The sequence below is a fragment of the Flavobacterium sp. 120 genome, from assembly GCF_003633605.1.
Classification (GTDB): domain Bacteria; phylum Bacteroidota; class Bacteroidia; order Flavobacteriales; family Flavobacteriaceae; genus Flavobacterium; species Flavobacterium algoritolerans.
Genome location: NZ_RBKZ01000001.1, coordinates 2,310,095 through 2,330,875 on the forward strand (window position 1 = coordinate 2,310,095; position 20,781 = coordinate 2,330,875).

16 protein-coding genes are annotated in these 20,781 nt (G+C 34.9%); 15 read left to right on the plus strand and 1 reads right to left on the minus strand.

Annotated features, from left to right (window positions below):
• Positions 1-225: 225 nt before the first annotated feature.
• The 4 genes from C8C87_RS09850 (at position 226) to C8C87_RS09865 (ending at position 3,746) form a co-directional block, all read left to right on the plus strand.
• The gene (locus tag C8C87_RS09850; protein ID WP_121342478.1) at positions 226-1,062 is read left to right on the plus strand and encodes a serine O-acetyltransferase; all 837 of its coding nucleotides are present in this window, start codon (positions 226-228) and stop codon (positions 1,060-1,062) included.
• 3 nt (positions 1,063-1,065) lie between these two features.
• Positions 1,066-1,983 (plus strand): cysteine synthase A, encoded by a 918-nt coding sequence (gene cysK / locus C8C87_RS09855; protein WP_121342479.1) that lies wholly within the window; start codon positions 1,066-1,068, stop codon positions 1,981-1,983.
• Between the two features lie 378 nt (positions 1,984-2,361).
• A complete protein-coding gene (locus tag C8C87_RS09860) occupies positions 2,362-3,213 on the plus strand; it encodes a peptidase (RefSeq protein ID WP_121342480.1) in 852 nt (283 codons plus the stop codon).
• A 155-nt stretch (positions 3,214-3,368) separates the two neighbouring features.
• Entirely contained in the window at positions 3,369-3,746 is a 378-nt protein-coding gene (locus tag C8C87_RS09865) for a hypothetical protein (RefSeq protein WP_121342481.1), read from the plus strand.
• Between the two features lie 55 nt (positions 3,747-3,801).
• On the opposite strand, the gene C8C87_RS09870 is transcribed toward C8C87_RS09865, so the two are convergent.
• Positions 3,802-4,776: an IS110 family transposase gene (locus C8C87_RS09870; protein ID WP_121342482.1), complete on the minus strand. Its 975-nt coding sequence runs from the start codon at positions 4,774-4,776 to the stop codon at positions 3,802-3,804.
• Between the two features lie 344 nt (positions 4,777-5,120).
• Between C8C87_RS09870 and C8C87_RS09875 the strand changes: the two genes are divergently transcribed.
• The 11 genes from C8C87_RS09875 to C8C87_RS09925 all read left to right on the plus strand — a co-directional run bounded on the left by C8C87_RS09875 (position 5,121) and on the right by C8C87_RS09925 (position 20,768).
• Positions 5,121-6,506, plus strand: coding sequence for a WD40 repeat domain-containing protein (locus C8C87_RS09875; protein WP_121342483.1), 1,386 nt, complete (start codon positions 5,121-5,123; stop codon positions 6,504-6,506).
• A 158-nt stretch (positions 6,507-6,664) separates the two neighbouring features.
• Positions 6,665-7,150, plus strand: a complete 486-nt coding sequence (locus tag C8C87_RS09880; RefSeq protein WP_147402367.1) for a hypothetical protein — start codon at positions 6,665-6,667, stop codon at positions 7,148-7,150.
• Positions 7,151-7,323: 173 nt separating this feature from the next.
• Positions 7,324-7,941 (plus strand): hypothetical protein, encoded by a 618-nt coding sequence (locus C8C87_RS09885; protein WP_121342485.1) that lies wholly within the window; start codon positions 7,324-7,326, stop codon positions 7,939-7,941.
• 106 nt (positions 7,942-8,047) lie between these two features.
• Positions 8,048-8,629 (plus strand): TIGR00730 family Rossman fold protein, encoded by a 582-nt coding sequence (locus C8C87_RS09890; RefSeq protein ID WP_121342486.1) that lies wholly within the window; start codon positions 8,048-8,050, stop codon positions 8,627-8,629.
• Positions 8,630-8,658: 29 nt separating this feature from the next.
• Complete coding sequence (locus C8C87_RS09895; protein WP_121342487.1) at positions 8,659-9,144, plus strand: DinB family protein; 486 nt, start codon at positions 8,659-8,661, stop codon at positions 9,142-9,144.
• 111 nt (positions 9,145-9,255) lie between these two features.
• Positions 9,256-9,702 carry an endo-arabinase gene (locus C8C87_RS09900; RefSeq protein WP_121342488.1) on the plus strand — a complete coding sequence of 149 codons (447 nt, stop codon included), beginning with the start codon at positions 9,256-9,258 and terminating at the stop codon, positions 9,700-9,702.
• Positions 9,703-10,030: 328 nt separating this feature from the next.
• Positions 10,031-15,286: an endonuclease gene (locus C8C87_RS09905; protein ID WP_121342489.1), complete on the plus strand. Its 5,256-nt coding sequence runs from the start codon at positions 10,031-10,033 to the stop codon at positions 15,284-15,286.
• Between the two features lie 735 nt (positions 15,287-16,021).
• Complete coding sequence (gene ppsA / locus C8C87_RS09910) at positions 16,022-18,442, plus strand: phosphoenolpyruvate synthase (protein WP_121342490.1); 2,421 nt, start codon at positions 16,022-16,024, stop codon at positions 18,440-18,442.
• Between the two features lie 12 nt (positions 18,443-18,454).
• On the plus strand, positions 18,455-19,210 hold the full coding sequence (locus C8C87_RS09915) for an SDR family oxidoreductase (RefSeq protein WP_121342491.1): 756 nt from the start codon (positions 18,455-18,457) through the stop codon (positions 19,208-19,210).
• A 35-nt stretch (positions 19,211-19,245) separates the two neighbouring features.
• Positions 19,246-19,704: an OsmC family protein gene (locus C8C87_RS09920; RefSeq protein WP_233206876.1), complete on the plus strand. Its 459-nt coding sequence runs from the start codon at positions 19,246-19,248 to the stop codon at positions 19,702-19,704.
• Positions 19,705-19,820: 116 nt separating this feature from the next.
• Positions 19,821-20,768: a thiamine pyrophosphate-dependent enzyme gene (locus tag C8C87_RS09925; protein WP_121342492.1), complete on the plus strand. Its 948-nt coding sequence runs from the start codon at positions 19,821-19,823 to the stop codon at positions 20,766-20,768.
• Positions 20,769-20,781 lie beyond the last annotated feature (13 nt).

Consider the following 20,781-nt stretch of genomic DNA (forward strand, 5'->3'; position numbering starts at 1 on the left):
AGAGACGCACTACAGTGCGTCTCCACAGAAAAATATAAAATCCGATTTGTGAAAGCAAATCGGATTTTTTTTATGGAATCATTTCCAACACAAAGCATCCATTTTGTGGGAATTTAACATATTAACATTTATTTACAAAGCAGCGTTATGAACCTATTCAATTCTGCTTTATATTTGTATTTCAAGCCATTTTACTAATTCCATTCCGATTTTATTCCATCATAAATGAATACTGAAACCATCCGTTTTTCGAATACACTGCATGAAAACCAAAATAAAAATTGGGTAAGAGCCATCGATTCTACCAAAATTATCAATTGGATTGATGATTTATTCAAAATATTATTTCCCGAGAAAGTTTTGGAAACCATACAAATCGAATTGCTTTTGGACCAAAACAAAGCCAACTTTATTGCTATCCTTTCGGAGATTGTAAAAGATAAGACAGCCAATGAAATTCTGGATGACGCCGAATCGTTTTACACCGTACTTCCTGACCTTTACGGATTCATGCAAAAAGATGCACAAGCCATATTAGATACGGATCCCGCTGCCGATTGCATTCAGGAAATCATCAATTCCTATCCCGGTTTTTTTGCTATAGAAGTCTATCGCATTGCCAATGCTATTGCTTCCCGTACCTCTTGCCTGCTGCCACGAATTCTTACCGAATATGCGCATAGCAAAACCGGAATTGACATTCACCCAAGTGCTACCATCGACGTTCCTTTTATGATAGATCATGGCACCGGAATTGTCATTGGCGAGACCACAACCATAGGAAAACATGTGAGTATTTATCAAGGAGTTACTTTGGGAGCGTTGCAAGTCGAGAAAAACATGCAGGAAAAAAAACGCCATCCTACAGTAGAGGACCATGTCATTATTTATGCCAATGCCACCATTTTGGGCGGAAGCACCATCATAGGAAACCACAGTATTATAGGCGGAAATACGTTTATAACCAAGAGTGTGAATCCGTATTCATTTGTCATGCAATCCAATAAAAATACTGTTTTGAATCAGCAGGAAACAAAAGATATTAATTTTTTCTCCATATAAATTATGACAAAATACAACAACATACTCGAAACAATAGGCAACACGCCACACGTAAAAATCAATCGTTTGTTTGGTGCCAACCATAATGTATGGATAAAACTGGAACGTGCTAATCCCGGGGCCAGTATCAAGGACAGAATCGCTCTTGCGATGATTGAAGATGCCGAAGCAAAAGGATTATTGGCAGCAGGTGGTACTATAATTGAAGCTACCTCCGGAAATACGGGAATTGGTCTCGCCATGGTTGCTGCCGTAAAAGGCTATAAATTAATACTGGTTATGCCAGAATCCATGTCTATAGAAAGACGCCGACTCATGAGTCTTTATGGTGCCGAATTTGTCTTGACGCCGCGTGAAAAAGGAATGAAAGGCGCACTGGAAAAAGCACAGGAATTAGTAACCGAAATGCCTAATGCCTGGTCGCCGCTACAATTTGAGAATCCTGCCAATATTGAAATTCATAAAACAACCACCGCTCAGGAAATCATAAAAGCATTCCCTGACGGACTGGATTATTTAATAACCGGTGTAGGAACCGGCGGTCACATCACAGGTTGTGCCGAAATATTGAAACAACATTTCCCCAACCTGAAAGTCTACGCCGTAGAACCTGAAGCATCCCCGGTAATCAGTGGTGGTACACCAGCTCCCCACCCTATTCAAGGAATTGGAGCAGGATTCATCCCCACAAACCTACATACTGATTTACTGGACGGAACAATCCAAGTAAGCAAAGACGAAGCATTTGCCTATGCCCAAAGAGCCGCCAAAGAAGAAGGCATGTTCGTAGGAATATCCTCTGGAGCATCACTCGCAGCAGTGGCCAAAAAACTGCATGAAATTCCTGAAAATGCCAAAGTCTTGACTTTTTGTTACGACACCGGAGAACATTATTTAAGCATCGAAGGCTTATTTGTATAAACGGAAATCCCTTTAAATACGAACCGATTTGTGAAAACAAGTCGGTTTTTTTGTGGCTTTTTTTGGGCGTGTCCTTGTTGTTGCACTTTCGTATAAATTACTTTGTTTAGTCCTACAACAAGGTCAGGCTGTTTGTTTCCGCTTTTATTATTTTACCCTTCGGGATAAAACAATAAAGAGCTCCACTTCCATCCTTCACGCAAAAGGTGCTAAATAGATTCTCTTGTAAGTACAAAAGTATTCAACAAATTAAAAGCCCTTTTGATGATTTATAAGATAATTATTATACATTTGAAAACAGATAAAGACTGACTTTTATCAGACATATCTACCTCATTTAGGGATGATATGTCTGATGTCGTCAGTAGTATATACTAGTTGGCAGACATATCACTCCAAAAAACGAAAACTATAATTAACCAAAAAAATAAAATTATGACACCGAAACAACTTGTAAAACTTAGCAACGCAATTGGAATAACAGCGATAATTCTATTAGTTTATTGGGTTTTTACATTTATTATAATTCAAGTTTTCGGATTAAAAGTTTTTAGAGAAAATATGACAGAAACGTTTTATCTGAGCGTTTTGGGCATTCTTGCTTTAATGGTTGGCTCACTAATTATAAACGTAATGTTTAATCTAACAAGAATTGCAGAAACCAAAAATAATGATGAAAATAATGCAAAATCGAATAAAAAAACATATTTAATACTTTTTATAATTTTTCCAATAATTGGAATAATATTATTTGGTGGCGATTATTTGACATCCAACAAAAAAGAAAAAATGCTAATAAAATCCGCTAAATCAATTTTAGAGAAAAACGAAAAGAATAGTTCAAAATTAGTTAACTATGAATTTTCAGAAAAATATATAAATGAAACAAGTAATATTTTAGAAATCTATTCAGAAACGGATAAGAATTTCCCAAGTGTAAATTTATTAGTTAAGGATAGTATAAATGGTTCACCTGTTTATTTAGGATTTAACCAAAGTAATTTTGAAAAGTTAAACGATACAATTGAACCGAATAAAAAAGAATATCTGTACAAAACAACTCAAGAAGAAAGAGAATATTTAGACAAAGTATTTAGCGGAAAAAGTGAAGAATTGAGATATAGCAATCACGATGGCGACTATGAACTATTTTATCCATACAAAAAAGGCAAAAAAACAATTGTTTTATATTTTTCGGAATATGTGAGATACGGGAAATTAGGTAGTTAAAAAAAGATACGATCTGCCAACAGCCACTACAACGGATTTGGGCATTGGGCTTAATGGAAAGATGGTCTTGTATTTGGGATGATTTGGCAAATCCGAAAATAGGGCTTAATTTAGTCCCAAACCCGCTGTAGTGCCAAGACGTTAGCAGCCATAATATGAAAAAACTAATCGTAATAATAGTAACATTCTTATCGTTAAGCAGTTGTGCTCAGGAGAAGAATTGCATAGATTTTAAAACTGGGAATTTTGAATATGTAAATAAAAATCAACCTGAAAAAATCACTAGAACTGAAAATTTACAAGTAGAAACAAATTCAAAGACAGGTATCCTTATTCATTCTTCAATTAAATGGACTTCAGAATGCAGTTACATTATGACTTATGAAAAAATTTTAAATTGTCCTAAAGACGTGAGTCATATGATTGGGCAAAAAATTTATGTAGATATCCTAGAAACTAAAGGCAATAAAATGAAAGTTCATGCTAAGAGTGATAGAATAGATACCGAAATTGAATTCATAAAAACAAATTAAAATTACGGCTGCTAACAAAGAACTGTGCTCTAAAACAAATAAAACTTACTATTTTTTATATCATCTTTGGTATAGCACTTCTGTAACTTTCATTATATTCCACTCCTGATTTTGCAATTGCAAAAGCTTGTTTTAATAGCTTATTGCAAACGGCAATCAGTGCTAGTTTTTTACTTTTCCCTTTATTTGTTATTCGTTCGTAAATGGCTTGACAAGCCTTATTGCATTTGCAGGCTGTAAAACTGCACATAAAAAGCAAATTCCTCAGTTTAGCATTACCTATTTTACTTATTCTGGACCTTCCCTTTATACTAGTTCCTGATTGTCTGATTACTGGTGTCAGCCCACAAAAAGAACAAAGTTGAGCACCGCTTTCAAATCGATTAAAGCCGTCTGTTAGTACAACAAGCATCGTAGCTGTTTTGCGACCAATTCCTGGAATACTTTCTAGTTTAGTAAGTATTTCTTGATGGTCGCTTTTGACCAACTCGAAAAGGCTAGTTTCAATAATCAGTGATTCTTTCTGCAAATTTTTAAGACTGCGTTTTAGGGAATTTACCACAATTTTAGCAGGATTTCCTAATACTTCCTCAGCTTGTATTTTATTCTTCAAAGCAGTGCTTTGTTTGGTATAGATATCCAGTAATCGAATCATTTGAAGACTTTGAATTTGATTTTTGGAATAACCAGCCCAAAGTTTGAGGTCCCTTTCTTGTCCATACAAGCAAATCATTTTTGCATCTGACTTATCTGTTTTAACTCGGCTTAGTTTCATTTGTATGAAACGCTTTATTGACAAAGGATTTTCTACCGAAACTGCTATATTATTATCTACCAGAAAATAAGCCAACTGATAATGATAATAACCCGTTGCTTCCATCACACAATGTGAATTGGTATCCAACAATTTCAAAAACTTTGAAAAGCTTTTGAAATTATTGGAGAATTGATAATAATTACCCAATGAATCCATGACATCAAAAGTATCTTTACTGATATCAATACCGAAAGTTTTTTTATCTTTATCCATAAGAAAATGATTTTGGAAAGGACAATCTACTTTATTTTCATCACCTTAAAGCGAGATCTAAGTCTCATAGAACTGTACGAAATAAGAGTAGAAAAGAGAGGGGATTATCACTGTTGACGGAATCTGAAGTTCCTGCGGTTATCGAGAACCTTACTCCTCTCTTTTGTTCTTTCTGATTTGTGTGTAAATTTATGAAATGTAAACTTAAGGCGGTTTCACGATATTTGGGTTTAAGGCTTAATTTAAATACGGTCTTGTATTTGTAAAAATTGTGATAAACCGCAAAATAAATCTTAATTTAATCCCAAACATCGTGAGAGCCGCGGGACGTTATACGATATTTTATGAGAGATAACCTTAACGACAAAATATCTCTTTTTTTATTCTCAATTATCATCTTGACAATTGGGTACATGATTTACGCATTCAATACTGGACAATTTGAAAAACACAAATCTTGGGTTTACTCCGTTGACAATAACAAACAAGACATTGTTGTAAGTGCAAGTGAAAATGAATTATTACTTTGGGACAACCGAAAATGTACAGACAGATTAGTTGGACATTCTGACGCTATTAAGACAGTCGCTTTTTCACATAGTGGACAGCTATTTGCAAGCGGGAGCATTGACAAATCAATTAAAGTATGGTCATTGTTAGATAAAAAAGCTATCAAAACATTAAATGGACACACTAAAGGAGTAAACAAAGTTAAATTCAGTATTTCAGACAAATATATCATTAGTGCAGGCTATGACGACAAAATATTCATTTGGGATTGGAAAAATGGAAACTTAATAAAAAAACTTAGTGTAAATAACACCAACTTTTCAATAAATAAAGAAGATGTTTTAGCTTATATAGATAGTTCTTGCCACTTGACATTTTTTGATTTGAAATCCTTATCAGTAACAAAAGTGGTTGGAAAGTTTTGTGGTTCACCAGTTTTTAACCCTCAAAAAAATATGATTGCGATTAATGATATAAATAAAAGTATCTTAAGGGTTATCGACTTAAATTCAGGTGCAGTATTATCGATTCTTAATATACAAAAAGAGAACTCCGTTTGTGAAGTAAGTACTTTTAAATTTACACCTGATGGACAGTATTTAGTGGCTGGTATTTGGGGTGGCGACATTGAAATATGGGATTGGCAGAAAAAATTTTTAATACGAACACTTCAAGGACACAATTTAAATTCAGTAGACGATTTTTCATTTAATAGCAAAAACCAACTAATCAGTGCCTCAGGTGACAGGTCATTAAAATTTTGGAACTGGAATACTGGCGATTTAAAGATGGTTTTAGGAGATGGGTTATTCCAAGCAAAACTAAATGGACTTTTATCAATTTCTATTCTAATGACCTTAATAGCGGGTTTTTGGGCATTGACAAGAAACACAGACAATAAAATTTCTTCCTACATCCTGCTTTCAATTTTGACTTGCTGGAGTTTAGGAATTGGATTGGTTGTTTATTTCTATAAAACTACATTGACAAAATATGCAACACCGATGATTTGGACAACAACGGTATTATCTGGATTGTTCTTTTTTTCAGTATGGTTTAGTTGGCTTACCCTTTTCACTGTTCCGATTTCCTTGCTTTTTTGTTACATAAAAATGATAACCCATAGTGACAAAAGCAAAATTTACATTCCGCTAATAATTAACTTATTTTTTTGCGGAATACTTTGTTCATTCGTAACATCAGCAGGACTATGGAAATAAAAACATCGCATAACACGGGTTTGGCAAAAGTGGCGTTTCAGTGCTCCGCAAACACATTCGTGTTTAATCAAAGTTTGGTTCTCCGTATCAACATTTGTGGTGAAAATCGCCACCTTCGCCAAGCCCGAAAACGTTAGCGGTTATTTTAATCCCATACAATGAGAAATTATTTGCACATTAAGAAAATCTCTATGCTCAGAAAAATAGCAGGAACTTTGTCATTAATTTTTATAATTCTGTTATTTTTAATTGATATAAATTCTGGATTAAAGTTCATTCTAGGTTTTTTTTCTTTTTTTGGAGGATTATATTTAGCTTCTACAGATGGTATCGAGATCAAATTTGATGAAAATAAGTTTAGAAACATTTTTTCAATATATAGTATCAATATAGGTTTTTGGGATACTTATCCAAAGATTGCTTATATCTCGATACTCAAAACAAAAGTGAAACAGAAAATTGAAAATAAATATCAACCTTTAGCAGCATCTGCGACTTTAACTGGTGAAATAATTTTAATAAATTTATTTAGTGAAACAAATCAAATTAAGACTCTATATAGAACTAACAGCAAAGAAGAAGCTGAGAAAATTGCAAAGCATATAGCATCATTTTATAACATTAATATCAAAAGCAATTTGTAAAAACAACTGCTAACAGCGATTTAACGAGATTTGAGCAATAGACTTAATGGAGAGTTGGTTTTGTATTTGAGAATTTGTCAAATCCGAAGAATGCGCTTAATTTAGTCCCAAATCCGCTGGTGTAACAGAACGTTAGCGGTCAGTTTAAAGAGTCGAATGAAAAACGATAAAATATGAATATCGAAAGAAAGCAATTAATAGAATTATGTGACAAATTTTTAAATGATGAAATCAATTCAAATGATTTATCAGTTTTTGCTTTTGATGCAATCATGTCAGATGAAGTAGAATGGAATGAAAATGACGAAATAATTTCTGAAACGCTTTTCGAATGGGATAATGAAGAAATAAACTTTCCTATTAACAAAGTAAATATGAAGCTTTGGAAAAACAGGCTTGAAAATGATGTTGACGAATTAATGATTTATAACAATTGGAATGTCCACATTGAAAAACAAAAAGAAATTTGTGAAAAATATGGCTCAAATTGGAAGCCCATCAATAAAACACTTAACATTGGTATTTCAGAAAATTTAGATTTAGGCACATTAAATGGATTAAGACATAGAACCAAAAAAGGCGAAGTTTGTTGGTTTATTTGGAGTGGAGAATATTCGGAAGACGATAATTTTTTTCAACCAATTTGTGCTGAACATTTAATGCAGAGAAAACCAAAACTGATTGACTATTTAGGACTTGACGTAGGATTTAGATTTATAATAAGCGAAAATGGATATGAAGATGTCTGGTTTGACGAAAAGCTATTGGAAATAGAAAAACCGAACCGCTAACAGCTTCTACAACTGATTTGGGCAATAGGCTTAATTTAATCCAAAATTATCTAAATTAGTCTTCCTACAAACTATCAAATAAAAATAAATAAGAAACATTTTATACATGAAAAGAATTACTGTCTTTTGTGGATCCAGTTTTGGAAACAAAAAAAATTATGAAATTCAAGCTTTCAAACTGGGACAAATAATGGCCGAAAATAATTATGAACTCGTTTATGGCGGTGCAAAAGTAGGTCTTATGGGAAGTGTTGCAGATGGAGTTTTAAATCATAACGGAAAAGTATTTGGTGTTTTACCAAGTTTTCTGATGAATAAAGAAATCGCACACGATAGATTGACCGAATTATTCATCGTGGAAAGTATGCATGAGAGAAAAACCAAAATGAATGAACTTAGCGATGGCATAATTGCTTTGCCTGGCGGATTTGGAACTCTGGAAGAATTTTTCGAAATGCTGACTTGGGCGCAACTTGGGCTTCATAAAAAACCAATCGGAATTTTGAATGTCGATGGTTTTTATGATTTGCTGTTGGAATTTGTTGCAAACATGGTCGATAAAGGTTTTCTAAAACCAACCAATCAGCAAATGATACTGGTGAGCGATAATGCCGCAGATTTGCTTGATAAAATGGAAAATTATGTCGCTCCCGAAGTTGGAAAATGGATTAAAAAAGGAAATGAATAAGTAAGAGTATAAAGACTTTAATTCAACAAATGAATAACAATCAAAACGCGGTTATCGCATTATTAGCTGAATATAAAAAAGCGATTATTGAATTGCAGCACGTAATTCATGATATTTCAGAGGAGGACTTAACATTTACAGTTGATCATGCGACGACAAATCCGGATTGCAAATCCATTCAAACGATACTTTCGCATGTGGTGAGTTCCGGATATTCTTATTGTGTTTACATTCAGAATTTTAAAAACAAGAATACTTTACGTCCCGAAAAAGTAAATCGGAGTTCCATTGCTGACTATATAAATGATTTAAATAAAATTCTAAAATTCACACAGGAAACATTTGCAGCTATTGATGATGATGCACTTGAAGAATGGGATGCTTCAAAGAAAATTAGGACTTCTTGGGGACAACTTTATGACATCGAACAATTAATGGAACATGCAATAGTTCATATTTTACGTCACAGAAGACAAATTGAGACATTTAAAACCACAATTAAACAACTACACTAAACCGCAAACAACTGAGCAGTAGTTTGTTTTTATGGTATAAAACAATATATTTACTTAAATTAGCCTTAAAACAGTCAGGCAATTATTCCAAACCAAAAAAACACGAACAATATGAAGTGGACAGTATCTTTTTTTCTTATCCTAATTATCAACATGGCAAGTTATAGTCAAAAGATTGACGAAGCTGCAGTTATAAAAAAACTACTGGAAAAAGAATCCGCAACATGGAGAGCTGCTGATAGTAAAGGTCATACGGAGTGCTGGCACATTCAACCGTACAGCCGAATATTAATTTCTACTGCTGATGGAGTTACACTTGATATTCCGCCAACTGCTATGATTAACACCAATCCTAATGCCATGGGAAATGGCGGTTTTTCTGTAAATACAAATTATAAAATGAGTATTAATGGAAATAGCGCCTGGGTAAGCCATGACGAAGAATCTACGGCTAAGGATGGCAAAAAAACTTTTTCCTATGAAATTCGATTATTAGAAAAAATAAAAGGACAATGGAAATTAGTGGGGCAATCCATTCACTTATATAATCCAAAATAATTTTTAAATCTTCAACTTTATTATGTTTACTAATTTACGGTACAACATTACAATCTCTGTTTTGATCGATTTTAAAAAAATTTAATTTTACTCAAAAAAAGAAGCATTATTTATAGATTTTCTTCTTTTATATTATGTCTACAGACAAACTAATAAATAATAGTAATACTTTGAATCAACAAATAACTAATTATTTATCAATTCTATTAAATAAACGTTTATAAACCAATATTAAATGTTAATAATTTTAACAATTTGTTAATAGTATTCAGTAAATAAGAAAAGTAATATTTATAGTTTTACAGTCCAACAAATTATTAAAACAATTATGAAGCAATTTTACTTAAAGACACAGTTCTTTCTTGTAGCTGTATTTATTTTTTTAAGTTTTATTTCCAATGCTCAAGTTCCTGCTTATTATAACGGAACTAACATTAGCCAAACAGGAAATGCCTTAAAAACAAGCCTGTCAAATTTAATCATTTCAACCCATTCTACTTATTTGACTTATACCCCTGGAGTTTGGGATGCTCTGAAACAAACTGATTTAGATCCTAACGATCCTTCGAAAGTTTTACTGATTTATGGTTATAATGACAGTGATACTGATTTAACAAATGACCGAACCCGCTCCAAAGATAAAAATGGTGGAAACCAAGGGGACTGGAATAGAGAACATGTATTCCCTAGATCATTAGGAAATCCTAATTTAGGAAGTGAAGGCCCAGGAAGTGATGCACATCATCTAAGAGCCTCAGATGTAAATTTTAATGCAACTAGAAACAATTATCCTTTTGGTGCCGGATCTGGAAATGCTAAATTAGTCAACAATATCTTCTATCCTGGCGATGAATGGAAAGGTGATGTTGCCCGTATGATTATGTACATGTATTTGCATTATGGTACACAATGTCTTCCTAGTGTAGTTACTGTAAGCTCACAGAACTACAGTACTGATATGACCGATATTCTACTAGAATGGAGTGCAGAAGATCCAGTTTCCCAAGTAGAAATTAATAGAAATACAATATTAGAAGGAGTTCAAGGAAACAGAAACCCTTTTATTGATAATCCTGCTTTTGCGACAGCAATTTGGGGTGGGCCACAAGCTCAAAATAGATTTGATGGCAGTATTCAATTGGATACAGAAATTCCGTCTGTACCCGCTAACTTGGTTGCCACAAATACAACCGCATCAGAAACTACATTAACATGGGTTCAGTCTACAGATAATGTGGGCGTTTTAGGATACCGAATTTATAACGGAACAGTACAAATTGCTTCTTCTTCAACCCCTAATTATGTTTTATCTGGATTAACAGCTAATACAAATTATACTTTATCCATAAAAGCATTTGATGCGGCTGGAAACATTTCAAACGCTAGTAATAACGTAGCTGTAAAAACTCTAGCTGGTACACCACCACCAACTCCAACTACTTCTGTTGTTTTCATGAACGAAATTCATTATGATAATACAGGTACTGATGTAGGTGAAGGTGTTGAAATTGCTGGAACAGCTGGAACCGATTTAACAGGTTGGAGCATTATTCCTTATAACGGAAATGGTGGTGCATCTTATACTCCTGCAGGAAGTTTATCAGGTATAATTCCGAATCAGTCTAATGGATTTGGAACTGTTTTTGTATCTATAAATGGATTACAAAATGGAGTACCAGATGGCCTTGCATTAGTAAACAACTTAGGAAATGTAATTCAATTTTTAAGCTATGAAGGAATTTTTGCTGCTACTAATGGTCCAGCAAGCGGAATGACAAGTACGAATATTGGTGTTTCTGAAATTGGAACCGAATCAATAGGCTTATCATTACAGTTGAAAGGATCTGGAAATCAATACAGTGATTTTACATGGCAAACATCAGTTGCAAGCACCTATGGAAACATCAATAACGGACAATCATTCGCAATGGTTGCCGAGCCTCTTACTCCACCAACAAATTTAGTGGCAACTAATCTTACTGCAACTACTTCAACTTTATCTTGGACAGCAGGAACATCAAATGCTTCTTTTGAAATTTATAATGGAGGTACATTATTAGCAGCTACAACAGCCACTAGTTTTACTCTTACTGGTTTAACACCAAATACTACTTACGCCTTAACAGTGATTGCATTAGATGCTAATGACAACGCTTCAATAGCTAGTAATGTGGTTAGTATAACTACCTTAAATAATACTACACCTACTCCAGCTGGAGCTGTTTTTATAAACGAAATTCACTATGATAATGCAGGAACAGATGTTGAAGAAGGTGTTGAAATTGCTGGGCTTGCAGGGACCGACTTAACAGGATGGAAAATCATCCCTTACAATGGTAATGGTGGCGCTTCTTATACTCCAATAGGAAATTTATCAGGAACAATTCCAAATCAATTAAACGGATATGGAACAGTATCAGTTGCTATTCTAGGATTACAAAATGGTGCTCCTGACGGAATTGCATTAGTAGATGCAACGGGAAAAGTCATTCAATTTCTAAGTTACGAAGGTGCTTTTACAGCGAGCAATGGTCCTGCTGCAGGAATGACAAGCACTGATATTGGTATAGCTGAAGCAAGTACTGCAACTGTTGGAAATTCACTTCAGCTTATTGGTAAAGGAACTAAATATGCTGATTTTACATGGGTAGCAGCACCAAGTACTTTTGGAAAACCTAACAAGGGAGAAAAATTTGGTGAATTAGTTTTTATCAATGAAATCCATTATGACAATGCGGGAACTGATACTGGTGAAGCAGTAGAAATTGCTGGTTACTCAGGAACTGATCTAACAGGATGGAGCATCATTCCTTACAATGGAACAGGAGGAGCTAGCTATACTCCAACAGGAAATTTATCCGGAATTATTCCAGATCAATTAAATGGTTATGGTACTGTATCAGTAAGCATTGCTGGATTACAAAATGGTGCTCCTGACGGAATTGCATTAGTAGATGCTTCCGGAAAAGTTATTCAATTTTTAAGCTACGAAGGTACTTTTACTGCTACTAATGGTCCTGCTGCAGGAATAAAAAGTACGGATATAGGTATTGCTGAAGCAGGTACTGCGACAATAGGAACTTCATTACAATTAACCGGAGTAGGATTTACTTATGCTGATTTTACTTGGCAAGCAGTCAATAATACTTTTGGAGCTATAAATAAAGGACAGTTTTTTGGTAATGCTTCTGATATACTGGTAGTTATTCCAATTGCTGAAGCTAGAGCAAAAACAGATGGAGAAATTGTAACTGTAACTGGAGTTTTAACCGTTTCTGACCAATTTGCAGGATCAGCTTACCTACAAGATGCTACAGGAGCGATAGCTGTTTTTGACAAATCGGTTCATGGAACTGGACTTTTTAAAATAGGAGATTCTATCACAGTTACAGGAACTAGAAGTTCTTTCAGTGAACAAGTACAAATAAGTCCTGTAAGTGCGGTTACCAATAATGGATTACCTAATCAACCTATTGTGCCTCTTACTATCACTTTGAGTGAAATGGCAAACCACCCTGCTGAATTAGTTCGCATTGAAAACACGACTTTTCCTAAGCCTGGCGCCATGATGTTTGGTAATTCAAACACTAATATTACGGATGCTAGTGGAACAGCTCAATTGAGAATCGATGCAGATGTAAATGATCTTACAGGTTTTGCGCAACCAGAAAATTGTTCAGAAATAATAGGTGTTGTGGGGAACTATTTTGCAACTCAACAACTATTACCTCGAATGAGAACTGACTTACCTTGTGCAAATAAATATGAACAAACTGGTAATGATTTAGCAATTTCAAAAGAAAAAACTTTGGATATCGCTACTTGGAACATCGCTTGGTTTGGTGATGAAACCAATTCGCCTGCAGCAGGAAACACCAACTCTGATGCCATACAAAAAGCGGCTGTCAAAAATGTTTTACAGCAATTAGATGCTGATATTTATGCTGTAGAAGAAATCTCTGATGATGCTTTGCTTGCTCAGATGGTTAGCGAAATGAATGATTACAGTTATGTTTTATCAGAGGCTACGTCATATCCTAATGATTTTAGTAGTCCAAAACAAAAAGTTGGATTTATTTATAAAAATAAAACAGTAACTCCGTTGAATACCAAGGTGCTTTTGAAAACCATTCATCCTTTTTATAATGGTGGCGATGTTTCAGCACTTGCAAATTATCCTGATGCAGATAAATCTAGATTTTTTGCAAGCGGTAGATTGCCATTTATGATGACTGCAAATGTTACAATTGATGGTAATCAAAAACAAATCAATATTATTAATCTTCATGCAAGAGCAAATACCAGTGGTGATGCGCAAAGCAAGTATGATATGCGTAAGTTTGATGTAGAAGTTCTAAAAGACACATTGAGTGCACAATATCCCGATGCAAACTTAGTATTACTAGGAGATTATAACGATGATGTTGACTATACAGTATCTGATGTAACAACTACAGTTTCTACTTATGAAGATTATGTAAATGACAGTTCTAATTTTAATGTACTTACTAAAACATTGAGTGAAGCTGGCTTTAGATCGTATGTTACTTATGAAAACATGATTGATCATATAACAGTTTCTAATAAACTTGCTCATTTATACATCAATGAATCCGCTAGAGTACATTATGAATTTTACACAAGTGATTATACTAAAACAGCTTCGGACCACTTTCCAGTTTCTGTAAGATTGCAATTAAAAGAATTCACTCTTGACGCTAGCAGTGCAACAAATATTACTTGCAATGGCGAAGCTAATGGTACTGCTGCTGTTTCTGTTTCAGGCGGAATTGCACCATACACCTATACTTGGAGTACTGATGAAATTACAAATACAAACTCCGTATATAATCTTGATGCAGGAACTTATACTGTAAATGTAAAAGATGCTTTAAACAATAAATTGACTGCTAATTTCATTATAACTGAGCCTTCATTGATTACTATTCCATCAACAAATGAGGTAAATGTATATTATGGTTACACTAATGCTTCCTGCACGACACTTTCTGCCGGTACAGTAACTGGAGGAGTATTACCTTATACATATCAATGGAGCAATGGAGCAACTACAAGTAGTATTGCAGTTTGTCCTACGGCAACTACTACATATACACTAATTGTGAAAGACGCTAACGGTTGTATATCTGCCACAGAAAAGATTGTCAATGTAATTGATGTGCGTTGTGGTAGTAATTCAAAAAATCCAAAAGTGGAAATATGTCATAACGGAAAAACAATTTGTATTGATGAAAATGCTGTTGCAAGCCATTTAGCCCATGGAGACAGTTTAGGTAATTGTGCATCAATAAATAAAGATTCCGTATCGATAACTGATGTAAATGTATTTCCAAATCCATTCGTAGAAAGTGTAGATGTAAGCATTAACATTTCTGAAAACACAAAGGTTGACTTTTTACTTTATAACTTCAACGGACAGATTGAAAAACAAAGCAGTCAAGAAGTTAAAGCTGGAAAATCAATTACAAAATTAGAATTTTCAGAATTGAATAAAGGATACTATTTCTTGAAAATCGCTATAAATGGTAAAGTTAAAGATATCAAATACTTGATTAAACAATAATTTTTTATAAAGAGATAAAAAAATTCTCTCTATCCAATAAATCAACTATAGCCATCAAAAGTAATTTTGATGGCTTTTTTTTTGATCTGCTACAGCTATTATTTACATTTTAATTCTACTCCAACTTTTAAGAAAACAAAAAAGAATTATTTACATAATCTAAAACATTATTTGCAATCAAAAAATACTAGGTATTCTATATTGATTTAAAAAACAACTATCAATGTCCGCTTTTGTATTGAAATAACTAAACAAGATGCGCAAACTTATTATCTTTTTAATCTTAATCAGAAAGTATTTCGGCTTAAACCTATCAGGATTTTATACTTCCAGACTAGGAGGCGTTTCCATGAGAAACAGTAGTTATTCTCATATCCAAATGAAACAATAGTCTCACCTTTTTTGCTGATGCAAAAGGCAATAAAACAAATAGTACAACCTTAACTCAAGAAAACACAAACAACTGTATATTAAATACTTAAAATAAAAAATATTGAAAAAAAGTATGTTTTTTGTACCGATGAAATAATTATTTGTTTAAATTTACAGTATTGGTTTAAACAGGCAGGAACACCTACTACCTCATCTTTTAAACTTGATATGTAAATTTCAAACCTACTTCTGAATTACAAAATTTACTATCCTAATTAACTAAAAAATCCGCCCCAGTAATTTTCTATTGTTTCTAATCTAGCATACCAATAATGGTCTGTTTATACTTAAAAAACATACGAAATGGGGAAGTACAAATACATACTGTTTTTTGACCAAATTGGTATTGATGCCATTGGTAAAGTTGGTGGCAAAAACGCCTCTCTCGGCGAAATGTACAATCAACTCAATCCAATAGGGATTCGTATTCCTAATGGGTTTGCAGTTACTGCTGAAGGATATCGTCTTTTCAGGAAAATGAATAATCTGGAAAAACCATTGAAGGATTTATTATTTTCATTAGATACACAACACTATTCCAATCTTTCTTCCATTGGAGAAAAAGCCAGAAGCCTTATTTTATCAGCTGCCATTCCGGACGAAATTCGGGATGAAATTTACGCTGCCTACCAATCCCTTAGTGAACAATCCAACAGCAATACCCTTGATGTGGCCGTGCGAAGCAGTGCTACCTCTGAAGATTTACCAACTGCGAGTTTTGCAGGCCAAATGCAATCGTTTTTAAACATCAACGGTGCTACACAATTATTGGATGCCGTTCATCGCTGTTTTGTATCCTTGTTTACAGATCGAGCCATCAAGTACCGTCATGACATGGGTTTTGCTGCATTAGACATTGCAATTTCTGTTGGCGTACAGCAAATGGTACGAAGCGATAAAGCTTCGTCCGGCGTAGCGTTTACCATTGATCCCGACAGCGGTTTCGAAAACACCATCATCATCAACGGGTGTTGGGGTTTAGGGGAAAATATTGTTCAGGGAACAGTGACGCCTGATGAATGGATGATTTTTAAACCTACTTTAGAAAACCTGGATTTGAATCCCATTCTGAAAAGACAGTGCGGGAGAAAAGAATTCACAATGATTTATGCTGAAAAATCAGCAACCTCATCGGCAGAAAATACCATTATCAACACCGATACTTCTTTCGAAAAACAAAATCAGTTTTCGCTAACAAATAAAGAAGTTATTCAACTCTCTCAATGGTGTTCTAAAATTGAAAAACATTATAAAAAACCAATGGATATTGAATGGGCAAAAGACGGTTTGAATAACCAACTCTACATCGTTCAGGCCCGACCGGAAACCGTACATGGAAAAGCCAATAAACAAGTTCGGGAAATTTACAAACTCAAAGAAAAAAGCACGCTTTTGACGCAAGGAATTGCGCTTGGCGATAAAATTGCTTCCGGAAAAGCGCGTATTCTAAACAGTCCACAAGAAGGCGATTTATTGCAAAACGGGGAAATCATAGTAACCGATTTGACTAATCCGGATTGGGATCCCATCATGAAAAGAGCCTCAGCAATTATCACCAACAAAGGCGGACGTACCAGCCATGCAGCGATTGTTGCCCGAGAACTTGGAACAGTTGCCGTTGTGGGTTGCGGAAATGCTACTTCTATTATAAAAAATGGTCAGGAAATCACCGTTTCCTGTGCCGAAGGCAAAGAAGGAAACATCTACGATGGAAAATTGAAATGGGAAGTATCAGAACAGGATTTCAGTAAACTTGAAATGCCTAAAACAGCTCCCATGCTTATTCTTGCCGATCCCGAAAGAGCCTTTGAGTTAAGCCATTATCCCAATCAGGGCGTGGGTTTGATGCGAATGGAATTTGCCATTTCGAATACCATCAAAATTCATCCGTTGGCGTTGTGCGAACCTGAAAAAATAACAGATGAGAAAATTATTGCCGAAATAGCCGCAATGACAAAAGGCTATGAAGATCCTAAAAACTATTTCATTGATAAACTGGCTGAAGCTGTAGCAATTGTTGCCGCCGCTTTTTATCCAAAAGAGGTTATTGTTCGAATGAGTGATTTTAAAAGTAACGAATATGCCAACCTCATCGGAGGGAAATATTACGAGCCCGATGAAGAAAACCCGATGATTGGTTTCCGTGGTGCCTCGCGTTATTACAGTGATTTCTACCGAAAAGGGTTTGCTTTAGAATGCGAAGCCATGAAAAAAGTACGAAACGAAATGGGACTGCACAATGTAAAACTGATGATTCCTTTTTGCAGAACCGTTGAAGAAGGTGAAAATGTACTTACCGAAATGTCTAAAAACGGATTGGTTCAAGGCATCAACGGATTACAGGTATATGTCATGATTGAGATTCCGAGTAATGTATTAATGGCCGATGAATTTGCAAAACTCTTTGACGGATTTTCTATTGGTTCCAATGATTTAACGCAACTCACATTAGGTTTAGACCGCGATTCCGCACTGGTAAGTTATTTGTTCAGCGAAGAAAATCCTGCTGTCAAATCTTTAATTAAAGAAACGATTCGGGTGGCCAAACGTTTTGAAATAAAAGTGGGATTGTGCGGACAAGCTCCGAGCGATCTCCCCCAATTTGCGAAATTTTTAGTGAACGAAGGCATTGACAGTATCTCGTTTAATCCAGATGCTCTAATAAAAGGAATTGAAAATATTTTGGAAGCGGAAAAGAAAACAAAAAGAAAAATTCTAATGTAAATCGATTTAATTATGGAAGCAACATTCAAAAATAAAGTAGCCATCGTGACGGGAGGTTCCTCCGGAATCGGTAAATCTACTGCCTTGGCTTTCGCCCAAAAAGGAGCTAAAGTAGTTGTCGTGGATTGGATAGAAAACAGTGAAACAATGCGTCTTATCAAGGATTTAGGTGCCGAAACCATTTTTATCAAATGCGATGTTTCAAAAACCGAAGACGTAAAAGCGATGGTTGAAAAAACTATTGCCACTTTTGGACGTTTGGATTATGCTTATAACAATGCAGGTGTTGAAGGAATATCCGCTATTACACAAGATTGCACCGAAGAAAACTGGGATCGAACAATAGGTATCAATTTAAAAGGAATTTGGCTATGCATGAAATATGAGATTCCCGAAATAGTAAAACAAGGCAAAGGAGCTATTGTGAACTGTGCATCTGTAGCCGGTTTAGTTGGATTCGCTGGTTTACCTGCTTATGTAGCGTCTAAACACGGCGTTATTGGATTATCAAAAACAGCAGCTTTAGAATGTTCTAAACTAGGAATCAGAATAAATGTCGTTTGCCCAGGAGTGATACAAACACCAATGATTGATCGACTTACCGGAAAAACGAAAGAAGCAATAGAACAATTTACAGGTTTAGAGCCAATAGGACGTTTTGGCAAACCCGAAGAAATAGCAAATGCAGTGGTCTGGATGTGTTCAGACGAAGCTTCATTTGTAACTGGACATGCAATGGCAGTAGATGGCGGATTTGTCGCACAATAATTTTTGAGTTTTAATACCACTAAAAAATGTATAGAATGTATACTTACGAAGTAAATCTAAAATGGTCCGACAAAAGGAAAGGGATCTTAAGTTCTCCCGTTTTGCTTCAAAATATTGAAGTCGCGACACCTCCTGAATTCCCGAAAGGAATGGATAAAATTTGGTCTCCAGAGCACCTGTTTGTTGCTGCAATAAACAGTTGTCTATTAACTACTTTTCTGTCGATTGCCGAAAATTCAAAACTGCAGTTTATAAGTTTTGAGAGTAAATCGACTTGTATTGTCGATAAAATCAATGGGAAACATACCATAACCGAAATCATTCTTCAACCCAAACTCGTCATCCATTATTCCCAAAAACCAGAACGGGCAAAACATATTTTGGAGTTGAGTGAAAAGGCCTGTTTGATTTCAAATGCCATTAAAACAACCATTCGGTTAGAGCCAGAAATAATTATTGAGTATAATCTTGTTCCACTTGGCAATTCCTTCTAGAATAACATTCAGAAAATATTTCCAAAAAAACAGAGCATAATTATCCGAGTACTAGATTTCAATAGTAGCACAAGAGTAAAATAACGAGTCAAAAACTGATTCAAAAAAGATAATTCATGGATGCGAAAAAAGGACTTTTACTTTTATATCAAATGCTGCTCATTCGGCGATTTGAAGAAAAAGCTGCTGAGTTATACACTAAAGCCAAAATCAGAGGATTCCTGCACTTATACATAGGTGAAGAAGCCACAGCAGTAGGGATAATGCAGGCTTTAACCGATAATGATACTGTATTGAGTACCTATCGGGAACATGGTCATGCTTTGGCACGTGGCATTGATCCTGATGTAATTATGGCTGAAATGTATGGGAAAATAGAAGGCTGCAGCCGAGGTCGAGGTGGCTCCATGCATCTTTTTGATGCTTCAAAAAATTTTCACGGAAATAATACTGTATTGAGTGGCAATCTTTCAATAGCTGTTGGAATGGCATTGGCATCCAAAAAACAAAAGAAAAACAACATTATCTGTTGCTTCTTTAGCGAAGATGACATTACCAAATGTCAATTTCAAGAAGCTCAGAATCTGGCGGCACTCTGGAAAGTTCCTGTTTTATTTGTCTGTGAAAATAACTTGTATGCTAAGGGCAACGCAGTCCGACATTCGCATACTGTAGCTGAATTAGAAAAAAAAGGCATTGCATCTTCAGCCGTTGATGGTATGAATTTAATAAAAGTAATGCAGGCTGCAAATGCGGCTGTAGAAAAAATAAAAAGTACCGGAAATCCCTGTTTACTGATTTGTAACACCTATCGTTTTAGGGCATACTCCATGTTTGATGTCGAATTATACCGTGCTAAAAAGAAAGTGGAGGAATGGAAAAGACGAGATCCGATTCCGCAATTTGAGCAGTTTCTTTTGCAACAACAATGGATTACGGAAAGTGAGATTGTTGGTTTTGAAAGTAAAATAAAAACAAAAATTCAGAAAGCACTGGATTTTGCCGAAGAAAGCGCTCGGGAACCATTAGAGCAATTGACAAAATTTGTTTACACCGAAATTTAAACTATAAACATTA